Origin of the sequence: Anaerococcus urinomassiliensis, assembly GCF_900128425.1 — a bacterium.
Lineage (GTDB): Bacteria > Bacillota > Clostridia > Tissierellales > Peptoniphilaceae > Anaerococcus > Anaerococcus urinomassiliensis.
Map to the genome: position 1 here is coordinate 262481 of NZ_LT635782.1, position 17544 is coordinate 280024.

The 17544-nt window shown below is 34.1% G+C and carries 14 protein-coding genes and 1 riboswitch; of the genes, 10 read left to right on the forward strand and 4 right to left on the reverse strand.

The features are described from left to right. Positions 1-14 precede the first annotated feature (14 nt). A complete protein-coding gene (pepT, locus tag BQ7474_RS02270) occupies positions 15-1226 on the forward strand; it encodes a peptidase T (RefSeq protein ID WP_073997432.1) in 1212 nt (403 codons plus the stop codon). Beyond that, positions 1226-2626, forward strand: a complete 1401-nt coding sequence (gene pepD, locus BQ7474_RS02275; RefSeq protein ID WP_073997433.1) for a beta-Ala-His dipeptidase — start codon at positions 1226-1228, stop codon at positions 2624-2626. Before pepT ends, pepD begins: the two co-directional genes overlap by 1 nt. Positions 2627-2882: 256 nt before the next feature. Here the strand turns inward: pepD and BQ7474_RS02280 are convergent, their stop codons facing one another. Further along, positions 2883-3734, reverse strand: a complete 852-nt coding sequence (locus BQ7474_RS02280; RefSeq protein WP_073997485.1) for an IS3 family transposase — start codon at positions 3732-3734, stop codon at positions 2883-2885. Next, the gene (locus BQ7474_RS02285) at positions 3698-4264 is read right to left on the reverse strand and encodes a helix-turn-helix domain-containing protein (RefSeq protein WP_073997434.1); all 567 of its coding nucleotides are present in this window, start codon (positions 4262-4264) and stop codon (positions 3698-3700) included. The genes BQ7474_RS02280 and BQ7474_RS02285 overlap by 37 nt, the downstream gene beginning before the upstream one ends. A gap of 50 nt (positions 4265-4314) precedes the next feature. On the opposite strand from BQ7474_RS02285, the gene BQ7474_RS10385 reads away from it, so the two are divergent. The 8 genes from BQ7474_RS10385 (at position 4315) to ribH (ending at position 15574) form a co-directional block, all read left to right on the forward strand. Beyond that, positions 4315-7251: an Ig-like domain-containing protein gene (locus tag BQ7474_RS10385; RefSeq protein ID WP_143179978.1), complete on the forward strand. Its 2937-nt coding sequence runs from the start codon at positions 4315-4317 to the stop codon at positions 7249-7251. A 142-nt stretch (positions 7252-7393) separates the two neighbouring features. After that, entirely contained in the window at positions 7394-8656 is a 1263-nt protein-coding gene (locus BQ7474_RS02310) for a YkvI family membrane protein (RefSeq protein ID WP_073997435.1), read from the forward strand. 107 nt (positions 8657-8763) lie between these two features. Further along, positions 8764-10266 carry a PTS system trehalose-specific EIIBC component gene (gene treP, locus BQ7474_RS02315; protein ID WP_235821461.1) on the forward strand — a complete coding sequence of 501 codons (1503 nt, stop codon included), beginning with the start codon at positions 8764-8766 and terminating at the stop codon, positions 10264-10266. Positions 10267-10274: 8 nt separating this feature from the next. Next, positions 10275-11936: an alpha,alpha-phosphotrehalase gene (gene treC / locus BQ7474_RS02320; RefSeq protein ID WP_073997436.1), complete on the forward strand. Its 1662-nt coding sequence runs from the start codon at positions 10275-10277 to the stop codon at positions 11934-11936. An 86-nt stretch (positions 11937-12022) separates the two neighbouring features. Continuing rightward, a riboswitch (FMN riboswitch) is annotated at positions 12023-12136 on the forward strand. A 97-nt stretch (positions 12137-12233) separates the two neighbouring features. Beyond that, positions 12234-13307 carry a bifunctional diaminohydroxyphosphoribosylaminopyrimidine deaminase/5-amino-6-(5-phosphoribosylamino)uracil reductase RibD gene (gene ribD / locus BQ7474_RS02325; protein WP_073997437.1) on the forward strand — a complete coding sequence of 358 codons (1074 nt, stop codon included), beginning with the start codon at positions 12234-12236 and terminating at the stop codon, positions 13305-13307. Next, a complete protein-coding gene (locus BQ7474_RS02330; RefSeq protein ID WP_073997438.1) occupies positions 13288-13905 on the forward strand; it encodes a riboflavin synthase in 618 nt (205 codons plus the stop codon). Before ribD ends, BQ7474_RS02330 begins: the two co-directional genes overlap by 20 nt. Before the next feature lie 5 nt (positions 13906-13910). Next, positions 13911-15116 (forward strand): bifunctional 3,4-dihydroxy-2-butanone-4-phosphate synthase/GTP cyclohydrolase II, encoded by a 1206-nt coding sequence (locus tag BQ7474_RS02335; RefSeq protein ID WP_073997439.1) that lies wholly within the window; start codon positions 13911-13913, stop codon positions 15114-15116. Beyond that, positions 15116-15574, forward strand: a complete 459-nt coding sequence (gene ribH, locus BQ7474_RS02340; protein ID WP_073997440.1) for a 6,7-dimethyl-8-ribityllumazine synthase — start codon at positions 15116-15118, stop codon at positions 15572-15574. Before BQ7474_RS02335 ends, ribH begins: the two co-directional genes overlap by 1 nt. A 53-nt stretch (positions 15575-15627) precedes the next feature. Here ribH and BQ7474_RS02345 read toward each other — a convergent pair whose 3' ends face one another. Next, positions 15628-16530 (reverse strand): diacylglycerol/lipid kinase family protein, encoded by a 903-nt coding sequence (locus tag BQ7474_RS02345; protein WP_073997441.1) that lies wholly within the window; start codon positions 16528-16530, stop codon positions 15628-15630. Positions 16531-16559: 29 nt separating this feature from the next. Continuing rightward, positions 16560-17486, reverse strand: a complete 927-nt coding sequence (locus tag BQ7474_RS02350) for a helix-turn-helix transcriptional regulator (RefSeq protein WP_073997442.1) — start codon at positions 17484-17486, stop codon at positions 16560-16562. Positions 17487-17544 lie beyond the last annotated feature (58 nt).

Here is a 17544-nt window from a genome sequence, read left to right on the forward strand (position 1 = left end):
GAAGTGGAGGATATATGTTAGAAAAATTTTTGAAATATGTAAGTTACGATACTCAAAGTGACGATAAGAATGAGTCTTGTCCATCAACTCCTGGCCAACTAGACCTTGCTAAGGTTCTAGTTGATGACCTTAAGGAAATGGGCATAGACAATGCTCACATGGATGAGCATGGCTATGTTTATGCTATTATAGAGGGAACCAATAAAGATGCTCCAACTATAGGACTTATTTCTCACATGGACACAGCCCTAGAGATAACAGGCAAAGATGTCAATCCACAAGTAGTTGAAAAATATGAAGGTGGTGACATCGTACTTAACGATAAGTACAAATTAACTGAAGAAGAATTCCCATTCTTAAAAGACCTAGTAGGTCACAAATTAGTTACAACAGATGGTACAACCCTACTTGGAGCAGATGATAAGGCAGGTATTGCCATCATCATGACAGTTGCCAAATATTTTATGGAAAATAGAGACCAAAAATTTGGCGATATCAAAATAGGCATTACCCCAGATGAAGAAATAGGTAGGGGAGCTGATCTATTTGATGTTGAAAGATTTGGTGCTGATTTCGCCTATACCATAGACGGTGGACCAGTTGGAGAATTAGAATACGAAAACTTCAACGCTGCAAGTGTTGATATCCATATCGAAGGAAAATCTGTACACCCAGGGTCAGCTAAAAATGTTTTGGTAAACGCCCTATTAGTAGCATTAGAATTAAACCAAATGCTACCAGTAAATGAGAGACCTGAATATACTGAAGGCTACGAAGGCTTCTATATGCTAGATGAAATCCAGGGTACATCTGCAGAAGTAGATATGGCTTATATAATAAGAGACTTCTTCACTGATACATTTAATCAAAAGAAAGAGATGCTAGAAAAATCAGTAGATTTCTTAAATGAAAAATATGGTAATATCATCGATATCAAGATAGAAGATTCCTACTACAATATGAGGGAAAAAGTAGAACCACATATGGAAATTATAGATCTTGCGAAAGATGCTATAGAAAAAGAAGGCATCACTCCAATAGTAAAACCAATCAGAGGTGGCACAGATGGAGCAAGACTATCATATATGGGACTTCCAACACCAAACCTATTTACAGGTGGTTACAACTACCATGGTAGGTACGAAATAGTATCTGTTGATATAATGGAAAAATCTGTAAATGTTATCAAGAACATAATCTTAGCAAATGCCAAAGGAGACAAATAATGGAAAATTTACAACCACAAAGAGTTTTTTACTACTTCAAAAAATTAATGGATATTCCAAGACCAAGTAAGCACGAGCAAGAAGTATCAGATTTTCTAATAGCTACTGGCAAAGAACTAGACTTAGAAACATACCAAGATGACTCACTAAATGTAGTATTAAAGAGAAAAGCATCAGCAGGTTATGAAGATGCACCAAAAGTAATACTCCAAGGTCACATGGATATGGTTGGATCAAAGACAGAAAACTCAGACCACGACTTTACAAAAGATCCTATCATACCTGTAATTGAAGGGGAATACCTAAAAGCAAAAGATACAACACTTGGTGCTGACAATGGTATAGCAGTAGCAATGGGACTTGCCCTACTAGAAGATGAAAACTACCAAGGACCACAAATAGAATTGCTTGTAACAACAGATGAAGAAACAAGTATGTCAGGTGCCATAGCATTAGCTGATGATGTCTTAGAAGGCGATTACCTAATTAACATAGATTCAGAAGAAGAGGGAATCCTCACAGTAGGATCTGCTGGTGGAATCACATTTTTCGTAGAGGAAGAACTAAAAGATTTAGAAGAAAAAGAAGGCTTCGAAATCAAACTAAGAGGACTTCTAGGTGGACACTCAGGTATGCAAATCCACGAAAAAAGAGGAAATGCAGTAAAAATCATCGGAGAATTACTAGCAAATATCAAAGATGAAATAACAATTGGCGAATTTAACTCTGGCAACCTAGACAATGTTATACCATCAGAAGGAAGCGTAAAAGTTTATGGAGTAGGTAAAGAAGTTCTAGAAGATGCTAAAAAAGAAATCTTAGAAAAACACACTGACCTACTAGGCAACATGGAAATTGAGATTGGCGAAACTTCTGGCAAATCTTATTCCAAAGACCTAAGTCAAAGACTAATCAAGATGATAAATGATATGCCTACAGGGGTTAACAGTCTTATGGAAGACAAGGAAACTGTAGAATCATCTGATAACCTTGCCCTAGTAAAAGAAAAAGAAGGCAAATTAGTAAGTGAAATTTCCCTTAGATCTTCAAACAACGAAAAATTGGAAGAATTAAGAGAAAAGATTGCCAAAGTTTTAGAAGAAACAAATTTTGCCTATAATATTGACTCAGAATATCCAGGTTGGGAATACAAAGAAGATTCAAAGCTTAGACCACTAGCACAAGAAGTCTACAAAGATCTTTATGGTAAGGAATTCGAAACTATCGTAATCCACGCTGGTCTAGAATGTGGTTGCTTCTATGAAAAATATCCAAATCTTGACATTATTTCCATAGGACCAAACATCACAGGCGCACACTCACCAGAAGAAAAGGTAGAAATCGCATCTGTACAAAGAGTCAACGAATACCTAAGAGAATTGCTCAAAGAAATTAAATAAAACTTTAGGATAAACTCAAATCTATTATGATTTGGGTTTATTTTAAGGCTATAAGAAAACATTTCGATAAATAAATAATTTATAAAAAATCATTATAAAAATTTGATGTTTTTTAATATAGAACGGGTATACTTTAGATGAAATTATGTGAAAATATTTCTACAAAAACGAAAGAAGGGACTATGAAAAATAATAATTCAAACAAAAAAGCTGTAACAATTTGATGTGTACCCATAAAACTGGACACAATATTTAATTAATTATTAGTGGATGCTAACCTATATTTTGTAGGTGGCATCCATTTTGTTTTTGATTGAATCCTTTCGTTGTTGTAATAGTAAATATATTCCTCTATTACTTTTGAAAATTCTTCAAAAGAGCTATAGCTCTTTTCATATCCATAATAAACTTCATTTTTTAGCCTTCCAAAGAATGTTTCCATTATGGAGTTATCATAGCAATTTCCCTTCCTTGACATGGATTGTCTTATACCATGTCTTTTAAGCTCATTTACATAATATTCATGTTGGTATTGCCAACCTTGATCTGAATGTAGAATTAAGTTATCTAGTTTTGGAAATTTATTAAATGCTTTTTCTAACATATTTGATATCTGATTTAAGTTAGGACTTAAGGATAGGTCGTAAGAAATAATCTCATTGGTATACATATCAAGTATTGGAGATATGTAGCACTTACCCCAAGAGAATTTAAATTCTGACACATCAGTAGTCCATTTTTGTAGAGGTCTATCTGCCTTGAAATCTCTATTTATTATATTATCTGCTACTTTACCTACCTTCCCCTTATATGAGTGATATTTTTCCTTAGATCTTTTTCCAAATAGTTTTAGCTCATGCATTATTCTTTGAACTCTTTTATGATTTATGACATAACCTTGATTTATCAGATCCATATATACTCTTCTTACTCCATATCTTCCTTTGTGTAAGTTAAATATTTGAGTTATTTTATCTGCAATATGACTATTCTTAATCTTTATATTATCAACTTTGTTTATTTCAAAATAGTATGTTGATCTTGGCATATCAATAGCTTTTAAAAGATATTTTAGTCTGTATCCTTCTTCTTTGAGTTCTTTGACAATCGCTGCTTTTTCGCCTTGAGTTGCGCAGCGTAACGTTCTTCTCTCAAGGCGATCTCTTTTTTTATTATTTCGTTTTCTGCTTTTATATATTCATTTTCTGCTCTAAGTTTTATTAGTTCTTCTCTTTCAGATTCATTAAGTTCTTTTGCTTTATGGTTATTATTATTTTTCATACTTGTATTTTTAGATTTACGGCCTTTCTTTTTATTCACAAGACCATTATATCCATAATTTTTATACTTGTTAACCCATGAATAAAGTTGTCCATCATTGATTCCATTTTCGATTGCTATAGATTTTATGGAATTTCCAGCTAACACTTTAGATATCATTTCTAATTTCTCATCAGCAGTCCAATTAATATTATTTCCGTGTTTTAAAATTTCTGGTCCATGAAGTTCTTCTAACTTAAACCATATTCTAATTGAAGCATGAAAGTTTTTTTCTTTAGCTCCTTCAGGTGTATCAGGCCATTTACCTTCTCTATACAATTGTACGCATTCTTTTTTGAATTCATAACTATATTTCATAAAAATACCCTCCTTACTGGTTTGTCCAGTAAAGAGGGTACATATCAATTTTGTCATTAGCTATGGTATTGGCTTTACCAATAACAAGTCATGCTGATGGAGAGAAAACAGAAGAAAATGTTCAAAATACCCCAAATTATACGGGAGTGGGTACAGAGACTAAGCTAGAAGCAGAAATAAGAGAAATTCTAGAAGAAGAACCAGAAATAACACTAAGTGTAGAAGAAGAAACTCCAGCAGTAGATTCAAAGGAAGAACTTCCAGAAGAAACATCTGCTGAAGAAACACCAGCTGATGAAACTAATACAGAGAATAAAGAAGCTGTCGAAGAAGAAAAAGAAGCATTCACACTAACAGATGCTCAAAGACAAGCACTAAAAGAAGCAGGCTACACAGATAGCGAAATAGAAAAAATCGAAGCAGAAATAGCTAATAAACTAGATGTAGACGCTAACCTTGATGCACAAGCATTAGTTGATGAAAAAGTAGCTGAAAAAACACCAGCACTAGAACTAGCTGAAGAAACTAAACCAGAAGCTGTAGAAGCAGGAGAAGAAACTGAAGCAGGAAGGGATATTTCCAATGATATCACAGAAGCAGAAATTCATGTAGGTGAAACTCAGACAACTGGAGTTTTAAATGCTGGAAATGGAGAAGGCTTACCTTGGTCTGTAGCTTTTAAGGCTCCTGATGATACGAAAGCTGGGGATTATTTTGATATAACTCTTTCAGACAATTGGTCATTAAAGGGAATCGAACCTGATACAGAAAATGCAGATCCTATAAAGATTAATGATAAAATAGTTGCAGATGGTAAGAGATTATCAAGACATCAAATCAGATATACTTTTAATGATAATATAACAAGCTTAGATGAAATAAGAGTTGCTGTCCAATACGGAGGATATGACGTAAAAGAAACAGTCCAAAACTCAAAAACCCAAACCTTTACTGTTAGTGTTGGAAACCATTCTGATTCAAAAGACTTGTATGTTGACTATGGTAAAGTAAATTATGATGACTATCAAAGGATACTAAATGGTACAAGCCAATACACACATTTTGATCCAAAAACAGGAGAATTTACCCAAGTATTTTATATAAATCCTGAATCTAGATATATAGGAAAATCAACAGGTGAAATTTTCAATGGAAGTGTTGGAGTTATAGTTGATGGAAGAGGCTTTGATGGTAATCAATCTGATGCATATTTTACTCAAGAAAATACAAGTGTTGAAGTAGTGAAGTTAGCTCCTAGAACTAATGTGCCTGATGCAGTTTATGAAAATCCAGTAGATGGAGATATTGATTCAAGCATTAGCCCAGTTATCCAAGATGGCAAAGTCTTTTTAGACTTTAATAGAAATGGCATAGATAATCCTTATATAATTACAGTTAAATCAAAAATTGATCCTAATGTTGAATATATAAATTTAGGTTCTAGAGCTACACTTTATGGTAATGGAACTTTAGATTTAGGACTTGTAAATCAAATTCAATTTAAAACGGGAAATACTGGTGGTTCAGGTGTAGAAGAAAAGAAAGGTTCATTCCAAGAACACCACATTTACCAAACAAAGAAACTAGATGGAACAATCGTAAAAGACGATGAAGTAAATAAAGATGTAACAGAAGGAACAGAAAAAGAAAACTACAAAACATCAAAAGAAGATAGAGCTGGTTACAAACTAATTGAAGTAAAATCAGTAAACGGCGGTCAATTCAACAAAGACGGAAGTCTAAAAGAAGCAGCTTACATTGCTGATACAAAACAAGAAGTAACCTACATCTATCAAAAAGAAGAAAAAGCTCAAACACCAATAGAAGAAACAGGAAAGTTCCAAGAACACCACATTTATATTACAAAAAATGAAAAAGGTGAGGAAGTTGACCGTAAAGAAGTAAACGGTGATGTGACTGGTGGAACAAAAGACATGACTTACACCACAGGCAAGAAAGAAAAAGACGGCTTTGAGTTTGTAAGAACCGAAAAACCAGTAAATGAACCAGCATACAAAGAAGATGGATCAGAAACAAAAGGCAACTACAAAGTAGGTGTAACTCAAGAGATTACCTATGTCTATGAAAAAACAGTAAAGACACCAACACCAGTAGAAGAAACAGGTAAATTTGTAGAACATCATATTTACATCACAAAAGATGAATCTGGCAAAGAGATTTCAAGGAAAACTGAAGACGGTAAAACTCAAGAAGGTATAAAAGACGAAACTTACACCACAGGCAAGAAAGAAAAAGACGGCTTTACCTTTGTAAGAACAGAAAAACCAGTAAATGAACCAACATACAAAGAAGATGGATCAGAAACAAAAGGCAACTACAAAGTAGGTGTAACTCAAGAAATTACCTATGTCTATGAAAAAACAGTGAAAAAACCAGTAGAACCATCAGAACCTGTAGAGCCAGGTACACCAGAAGATCCAGAGAAACCTGTAACTCCAGAGAAACCAGGCAATCCAGAAAATCCAGAGAAACCTGTAACTCCAGAGAAACCAGGTAATCCAGAAGACCCAGAGAAACCTGCAACTCCAGAGAAACCAGGCAATCCAGAAGATCCAGAGAAACCTGTAACTCCAGAGAAACCAGGCAATCCAGAAGATCCAGAGAAACCTGTAACTCCAGAGAAACCAGGCAATCCAGAAGATCCAGAGAAACCTGTGACTCCTGAAAAACCAGGTAAACCATCAGAACCTGAAAAACCAACAAATCCTGAGAAACCAGTAACTCCAGTAAAACCACAAGATCCACAATCACCAGTAACAGATAATAAACCAACTAAGGATGAAAAGGTAGAAAATCCAAAGACTCCAACAAAAACTATGGATACTATAAAGACACATGGATCTACTAAACAAGCTTCTAAGAATCCAAAGACTGGTTTAGGATCAAGTGTAGGAATTGCTGGAATAGCAATAAGTTCAATCCTAGCAAGTATAGGAGTTGAAAAGAAGAAAAAAGAAGATAAGTAAGAATAAATAATCTTTTTGATACAAGAAGCCATCTAATGTGTGGCCTCTTGTATTTTTTTATAATGTATGTAAACATAACATATTTATTAACAATCTTTGATATTCAGACATAATTATAGTATATTGTATACTCGGAGGAATTATGAGTAAAAAATCAATAGTTATTATGTTTGCTTATGTAGGAGTTGTTACTGGTGCAGGTCTTGCTTCAGGACAAGAGCTCCTACAATATTTTATTTCACTAGGGATACCAGGATTGGTTGGGGTATCTATAGTAGGCATACTTCACATATTGTTTGGGGGAGTATTGCTCCAACTAGGAAGTCACTACATGGCTACAGATCATTCTGATGTATTTGGAGAAATTACCAACAAATTTATTGGCAAATTTATGGATTTGGCACTTATTTTTACTTGCTTTGTTATAGGTTTTGTAATGATAGCAGGAGCTGGATCAAACCTAAATCAAGCCTTTGATATACCAAAATGGATTGGCCAGGTTGTTTGTGCCAGTATGATTATAATTGTAGGATTATTAGATTTTGAAAAAGTTTCAAAAATTATCGGTTCCTTTACCCCAATGATTTTAGTCTTTACTTTGATCGGTTCTATTTATACTTTCATAAATTACAAGCCAGATTGGTCATATTTGGATTCAGTTGCGAAAAGCCTACCATCAAACTTTAATAATGTAGTTTTTGCAATATTTAATTATTATGGTATGTGTTTGATGAGCGGAGTTTCAATGGGCTTTGTCCTAGGTGGAGAAGAACTTGACCCTAGGGAAGCTGGAATCGGCGGGCTACTTGGTGGAGCCATAGCTGGTATATTGGGAGTGCTTATTTCTTTTACTTTATTTATACGTGTAGATGAAGTTGGTAAGCTTGATATACCTATGCTAAGTGTTATCAATAGTATTCATCCAATCCTAGGCTTTTTGATGGCCCTTGTAATCTTTGGTATGATTTTTAATACTGGGATTTCACTTTTTTATGCCCTAGCTAGAAGATTTTCAAATGATAGCGAAAAAAGTTTTAGGATTATGCTTATTTCATTAACCCTTGTTGGTTTTGTATTAAGTTTTGGAGGCTTCAAAAAGCTAGTTTCCATATTTTATCCAATCATTGGTTATGTAGGAATGTTTATGATGGCCTTGTTGCTTATAAGCTGGTATAGGGAGAAATCTTCTATAAAGTACGAGAAATACAAACGTCTTGGTATCAGAAGTTATATGAGAAAAAAGATGGATGATAATGAAGATTTTTCCAAAGAAGATAAGAAAAGATTAGACAAATTAATTGACAGATCAAATATCGATAATGAACAGATGACCCAAGCAGCCGAAGATTATGTAAGAAAAGAACTTGAGGAAGAACAAGAGGATCAACAACTACAAGATGAATAGTTTGCAAACATATTTAGGAGAATAGATATTCTATTCTCTTTTTTCATACACAATAATAATTATCAAATAATTTACATCAATTTAACACGAAATTATATTGATAAATATTGTCAATTTTATATAATTGTATTATAATTATATTATTAATATATATAGGAGGAATTAAGGGAAAATATATTGATGATGCTCGTAAACTTCATGAGTATGTTGGCGGAGATTCCAATATCTCATCGGTAACTCATTGTGTTACAAGGATGCGTTTTGTTCTAAATGATCCTAAAAAAGCTGATATTGAAAAAATCGAAGCTTTGCCATCTGTTAAGGGAAGTTTTACTCAAGCAGGACAGTTTCAAGTAATTATAGGTAATGATGTTGACCAATTTTATAACGATTTTATATCTATTGCAAACGTTCACCAGGCCAGCAAGGCTGAAGTAAAAGAAGACGCTATGAAAAATCAAAACTGGCTGCAAAAAGTTGCATCAGTTTTGGCAGAAATCTTTGCACCACTTATACCAGCTATCATTGTTGGAGGTCTTCTACTAGGTTTAAGAAACATCCTAGGAGAGATTCAATTTGATAATTTAGGTGGTAAAACAATAGTAGAAAGCTCAAAGTTTTGGGCAGGAACTAATGACTTTTTATGGTTAATATGTGAGGCAATTTTTCACTACTTACCAGTTCACATTACCTGGTCAATCACACGTAAGATGGGTACTACCCAAGTTCTTGGTATTGTACTAGGTATTTGTTTAGTGTCACCAAGTCTACTTGCAAATGCTTACTCAATTGCAGGTGGTGGCGAAGTTCCAGTATGGGATTTTGGAGCTTTCCAAATTCAAAGAATTGGCTATCAAGCTCAAGTTATTCCAGCAATGCTTGCAGGATTTTCTCTTGTTTATCTTGAAAGATTTTGGAAAAAGCACATCCACCAAGCAGTTTCAATGATTTTTGTACCACTTTTATCACTGCTTCCAGCAGTAATCCTAGCTCACGTAGTTTTAGGTCCTATTGGTTGGAAGATAGGTTCTGCAATATCAAGTGGAGTTTATGCAGGACTAACAAGTGGTCTTAACTGGCTATTTGGTGCTGTATTTGGATTCTTCTATGCGCCATTAGTAATTACAGGTCTTCACCACATGACCAATGCTATAGACTTACAACTAGCCAATGACTTTGGTGGAACAATCCTTTGGCCAATGATTGCCCTATCAAACATTGCCCAAGGTTCTGCAGTTCTTGCAATTATCTACCTACACAAGGGCAACGAAGCTGAGGAGCAAATCTCAATTCCAGCAATGATTTCTGCATACCTTGGTGTAACAGAGCCAGCATTATTTGGTATCAATATCAAGTATGGTTTCCCATTCATAGCGGGTATGATAGGATCTGGACTTGCAGGAATGTTCTCAGTTTTAACCAAAACCATGGCATATAACATAGGTGTTGGTGGTATACCAGGATTCTTATCTATCAAAACAGAATCCATGATAACATTCATGATAGCTATGGCCATAGCAATAGTTGTACCATTTGTACTAACAGTGGTGTTTAATAAGAAAAAGATGTTCCAAAATAAGATTGAATTCAAAACACCAAGTTTTAAATAGGAAGCAAAATGAATTTAGGCAAAAAAGTAATCTATCAAATATATCCTAGATCTTACATGGATACTAATAATGATGGTATAGGAGACCTTAGGGGCATAGCTTCTAAGGCTTCTTATATTAGAGACCTTGGGGTGGATATGGTATGGCTCAACCCATTTTTTATATCCCCACAAAATGACAACGGTTACGATATAGCAGACTACTATCATATAGATGAGAAGTTTGGTTCAGAAGAAGACTTGGATAATCTCATCAAAGTTTTTGATGAAAATGGCCTAGGCTTAATGTTTGACATGGTATTTAACCATACGTCAACAGACCACGAATGGTTTCAGAAGGCCCTAGCAGGAGATAAGTACTACCAAGATTTTTACTACATCAGAGATGGCAAAGAAGATGGTTCACTTCCAACTAATTGGCAGTCCAAATTTGGAGGAGAAGCCTGGGCGCCATTTGGAGATACTGGCAAATATTATCTTTGCCTATATGATAAGACCCAAGCTGACCTAAACTGGCACAATCCAACTGTGAGAGAAGAATTATTTAAGATCGTAAACTATTGGATTGATAGGGGGATAAAGGGATTTAGATTTGACGTACTAAATGTCATAGGAAAAGATCAAATCTTAAAAGATTCCAATGGAAACATTGTCGAAGAAAAAGCTCTATATACTGATACACCGAGAGTTCACAAGTGGATAAGAGAACTAAACAATAATACTTTTGGTAAACATAGTGATATAATCACAGTAGGGGAAATGAGCTCAACAAATATTAGAAACTCTGTAATGTATTCATCCGATGATGACTCAGAGCTTTCCATGGTGTTTGCCTTCCACCACTTAAAGGTTGACTACGAAAATGGTGATAAGTGGACAGATGCTAGCTTTGACTTTATGAAATTAAAAGAAATATTTAATGATTGGCAAGTTGGCATGGAAGAAGGTGGAGGATGGAATGCTCTATTTTGGAACAACCACGACCAACCAAGAGCCAACAACCGTTTTGGAGATGTCAAAAACTACCCATATCAAAGTGCAACTATGCTAGCCCAATCTATCCATATGATGCGTGGAACACCTTATATCTACATGGGTGAAGAAATAGGCATGACAGACCCTAGCTATGAATCAATAGATGATTATAGGGATATAGAATCAAAAAATGCATATAAAATGCTAAAGGAAAAAGGCTTATCTGATGCTGATGCATTTAATATAATATCCAAAAAATCAAGAGATAATTCCAGAACTCCTATGCAATGGGATGATAGTGCCAATGCAGGATTTTCTAATGAAACTCCTTGGATTGCTGTCAATAACAACTACAAAAAAGTAAATGTAGAAGAGGCAAAAGAAGATCAAAGCTCAGTTTACTATTACTACAAAAAACTAATAGAGCTTAGAAAATCTGAGCTAGTAATATCTGATGGTACCTATGAGCCAATACTTGCTGACCACCCATCAGTCTTTGCCTACAAGCGTAAATATGATGATACAATTCTAGTCAATTTTAATAATTTTTATGGAGAAAAAGTAGAAATTGATTTGAAAAATGTATTAGTAAATATCGAAAATTTTGAATATTTACAAGGAAACTACCACCACAGAAAAATCAGCCAAAGGCTCAAACTTAACCCTTATGAGACGGTTTCCTTTATCAAAAGATAAGAAGTCTTGATAGCTAAAAAACAATTTTTGATTAAGGCTTGACAATATAACTTGATATGAGTTACAATAATTGTAAATAAAATAACATGATTCTTCAGGGCGGAGTGTAAGTCTCCACCGGCGGTAAAAGTCCGCGAGCGAAAGCTGATTAGGTGTAATTCCTAAACCGACAGTTATAGTCTGGATGAGAGAAGAAAAAATTTGTAGTACTCTTTTGTAGTACTCATTAATAAATCTCCGATAAGGTCCCTGAATTCAGGGGCTTTTTTCTTTGCCCTAAAGATTTAAGGAGGCAAGATGAATGATGAAAAATATATGAAACGATGTTTTGAACTGGCAAAAAAGGGAGAAGGTAGAGTTTTGAGAAATCCATTAGTCGGTGCAGTTATAGTAAAAGATAATAAGATTATTGGCGAGGGCTACCACCATGCTTATGGAAAGCTTCACGCTGAAAGGGATGCCTTTAATAACTTATCTGAAGATGCCAATGGAGCAAGCCTTTATGTAAATCTAGAACCCTGCTCCCACCATGGCAAGCAACCACCATGTGTTGACGAAGTTATAAGGCAAGGGATTAAAAAAGTATATATTTCAAACCTAGATACCAATCCTAAGGTAGATGGGATAAAAAAACTTAAAGATAATGGTATCGAGGTTATCAGTGGAGTCCTAGAAGAAGAGGGCAAGAAATTAAACGAATCATTCTTCTTTAATATGAAATACAATAGACCCATGGTTATTCTAAAATATGCTATGACCCTAGATGGGAAAATCGCTTGTGCTAATAAAGATTCCAAGCGGATTAGCAATGAAAGTTCAAGGAAATATGTCCACAGGCTACGCACTAAGTACGATGCAATTTTAGTTGGCAAAAATACAGCCATCCATGATAATCCCTCACTAAATTCAAGGATAAAAAATGGCATAGACCCTATAAGGATAATCGTAGATAGCAAGCTAGAAATGCCAAGAGATTTAAAGGTTTTTGACCTAAAATCTGATAAAAAAACTTATATAGCAAGTATAAGTGATAAAGAAAATCCCTATAAGACTGAGATAATCAAATGTAAGGGAAAAGATGGCCATGTAGATATCAATGATTTATTGGAAAAGCTTTATCAGATGAATGTAGGCTCTCTATTAGTTGAGGGTGGATCTACTATCAATAATGCTTTTTTAGAGGAAAATCTAGTAGATTGGATTTATGAATTTATTTCTCCTAAAATCATATCAGGAGAAAAATCGATTTCTCCTTTTACCGGTAAGGGATGTGAATTTATGAAAGATGCTTATAAATTTGAAATAGAAAATGTATCAATGATTGAAGGCGATGTTTTGTTAGAGGCTAAAAATGTTCACTGGAATATCTGAAGAAATTGGTGAAGTTGTAGGATTTAGCCAAAAATCCGACCATGTAAGTATTGAGGTACGTGCTTCTAAAGTCTTAGAGGGAACAAAGAAGGGCGATTCTATAATGACTGATGGAGTTTGCCTAACAGTTACCTCCTTTAGCGATAAGACCTACAGGGCCGATTTGATGAATGAATCCTTGAAAATGAGTAAGTTTGATAGGAATCTATTAGGTAAAAAGGTCAACCTAGAAAGAGCCATGAGAATAGATTCTAGGCTTGACGGTCACATAGTCCAAGGCCATGTTGACGGGGTTGGCAGAATCGTAGCTATCAACAAAAATGTCTACAGGATCAAAACAAGTAGGGATATTTCAAAATACATTGTAAAAAAAGGTTCGGTAGCCATTGACGGGATTTCCCTAACTGTATCTATGGCAGACAAGGATATATTTGAAGTATCTCTAATTCCAGAAAGCTTGGAAGCTACAACTTTTAAGTACAAAAAAGTAAATGATTTGGTAAATATAGAAACTGATATCATAGGCAGGTATATAGAAAAACTGACAAAGGATAAAGAAAGGGTGGATGAAAACTTTTTATTAGAAAATGGTTTTTAAAAATTATGGAAGAAATATTACAAGCTTTAAGAAATAACGAAATAATAATTGTAACAGATGACGAAAACAGAGAAAACGAGGGCGACCTCATCTGTGCTGGTCAAAATGTAACAGGAGAAATGATAAACTTTATGGCTTGCTTTGGCAAGGGTTTAATTTGCACACCAATAAGCCAAGAAGTTGCAGATAGACTAAATCTAGAGCCAATGGTAGCAGTCAATACAGACAATCACTCAACAGCTTTTACAGTATCAATCGACCATGTAGAAACAAGTACTGGCATTTCCGCCTTTGAAAGAGCAAGAACCATAAGAAGTCTATGCGAAGAATCTACAAAACCAAGCGATTTAAGACGACCAGGCCATGTCTTCCCATTAATTGCCAGAGAAGGAGGAGTTTTGGTAAGAGATGGGCACACAGAAGCAACAATAGACCTTATGAAATTAGCAGGTCTAAAGGAAGTAGGAATTTGTTGTGAAGTGATGGCAGAAGATGGGCATATGCTAAGAGGAGATGGCTTAGCAAAACTAGCAGAAAAATATAATTTAAAAATGACTAGTGTAGAAGCTATTCAAAAATATAAGCTAGAAAAACTTCGCCAGGAAGAAAAAACTATAGAACAAACAGATATAATCAACTTGCCAACAGATTATGGAATATTTAAGGCTATTTCATTTTTGGATAAGGAAAGCGGGGAAGAGCACCTAGCCCTAATCAAAGGCGATATTGAAAAAGAAGATGTTCTAACTAGAATTCACTCAGAATGCCTTACTGGAGATGTATTTGGATCAAGACGTTGCGACTGTGGATCTCAACTTCACAAGGCCCTAGAAAAAATTGATAAGAATGGGTCTGGAGTCTTAGTATATCTTCGCCAAGAAGGAAGAGGCATAGGTTTATATAACAAAATAAAGGCCTACAAACTCCAAGAAGAAGGATATGATACAGTAGATGCTAACATAGAGCTTGGTTTCCCAGCAGATATGAGAGACTACAAGGTAGGAGCAGAAATCCTTAGAGAGCTTGGGGTCAAATCAATTAGGCTAATGACAAACAACCCTGACAAGATTGAACAAGTTGAAGAATACGACATCAAGGTAACAGGCAGAGAACCAATAGAAATCCACTCCAATGAAACAGACAAGGTATACCTTAAGACAAAGGCTGATAGGATGGGACACAAATTAGAAGAATTTATAGGAGCAAATTAATGAGAGAATATAGTGCAGAATTAAGAAGTGAAGGTAAAAAATACGGAATTGTAGTAGCAAGATTTAACCATTTCATAACAGATAGGTTAGTTGAAGGATGCCTAGATACCTTAAAAAGACACGGAGTAAATGATGAAGAAATTGAAATTATAAGAGTACCAGGAGCATTTGAAATCCCACTAGCTGCAAAAAAAGCAACTTACAAAGATTATGATGCAATAATTTGTCTAGGAGCGGTAATCAGAGGAGATACACCACACTTTGAGTATGTATGTAGCGAAGTATCAAAGGGAGTAGCAAGTGTAAGCCTAACAACAGAAAAACCAGTAATATTTGGAGTAATCACAACAGATACGATAGATCAGGCAATTCAGAGAGCTGGTATAAAATCAGGTAACAAAGGAGCAGATGCTGCTCTATCAGCCATAGAAATGGCAAATTTAATGGATCTTATATAAAAATAAATGCTCTTGCAAATATCTTACATTGCAAGAGCATTTATTTATTTATCTTATTTTACAAAATAGGCCCAGTTGATAGCCTTACCTACGATTTTAAAATTTATGATATTGTCCATAAAAATTTCACCGTCAATATTTCCAATAAATTGTTTCTTTGAATATATTTTGCCAGCAAGGACCTTAAATTCATCAAGATATTTTGAAGATTGGTGTTTGCCCTTTTTGTATTTTAAGATTAGGAGAAGTAATTGCCATTTTGGAAACTTTCTGGTTGTGACAAAATTTATAATTCCATCGTCAATTTTCGCATCTGGAGCTGGATTAAAACCAGATCCATAATAGCCACCATTACATATAGCAGAAACAAGAAACTCATCTTTTAATTCGATTTTAGTTGAATCCTCTAAGGTTAAATTTATAGAAAGATCTTGGTAGGTCAAGTTTTTGACCCTATCACTAACTGCCTTGAGATATGCACGTTTACCCAAAGACTTATCCTTATTAAGATAATCATAAGCAGTCTGTAAAACTTCGGTATCAAAGCCAAGGCTTGTCACATTTACACAATATTTGCCATTGACTCTTATAAGATCTATAGGTCTTATACTAATATCAAAAGTATCTTCAATCTTAAAATCTTTGTAATCAAAGTTTTTTGCAAAATCATTGCCCGTCCCAGTTGGAATAAGACCAACAGCAACATCATGACCGAGGCACAAATTGACAACTTCGCTGATGGTCCCATCTCCACCCAAAGTAATAATCACCTTATCTTGGTAAGAAGAAGCCAAAAATGCCCTTACAATTTCCTCAAGATGCCCTCTATACCTGGTCTCCTTGACAATTATCTCATCTTCTCTGCCATACTTTTTATATATATCTTCTATTTGTTTTTTACTAAAATGATATTCAGTAGCTCCTGCTGTGGAGCTTATTAAAAATAGCTTTGTCATAATTATATTATTACCCTAAATTAATAATATTAACTAAATGTACATTGATTATTAATTATTTTGTTTTTAATAAGTATAATATTGTGCTTAAAAAAGTCTCTATTTCCTGAAACGAAAAAATACATTAGAGAATCGTCCAAATCAAGATAAAAATCTTTAGTACCTTTAAAATAATTTACTAGACCTCTGTAAAATACAGATTGATAATATGTTACTAGGTGATTTCGTATAGAAGAGATTTTTACTAATTGAACAAGATATTTTACTGACATATTATAATCTTCTAGATTTTCTATAGATATCATTAATATGCTATATAAGTATTTCATCTTTAAATCTGGATAAGAATCTAAATTTTCTAACATATTTGAGAGTCTATCAATTGATAGAAGTGACGCTTTAATTATATCGTCTTCATTTTTAAATAAATCAGGATAAATAGTTTGAATAACTAAAAAAATTCTATAATCTAATATTTGATTCTCTTCTGATTTTACTTTATTTATCTTATAAGCTTCATTTAGCAAGGTATGTCCGCTTCTAATGTCATTTTTTATTATATAGTCCCAGGATTTAATAAATAAGCACTTCTTATAATATATTGTATTCTTTCTGATATTATTACTTAATAGATTAGCAGTTTTATAAATTTTTACATAGGACTCATAATCTCTATTATCCATATAATATAAGAATTGGCTAAATAAAATATTTATATGCAATTCTGGGTTATTTGAACTGGATTTAATAATAGAATCAATGGAAAAACCTAGAAATTCACTAATAAGACTTGCGGTAATTAATGATGGATAATTGTATCCATTTTCGATTTTTGAAAGAGCTCTTACAGAGATTCCTATTAAGTAAGCAAATTCTTCTTGACTATATCCATGTTGTTTTCTACCAATAGATATGAAATTACCTAATTCAACAGCAACGGGATCATATGTTTTCATTTGTAACCTCGTAAAACATTTAATTATTTTAACGTATATAATTTATATTACTCTAATT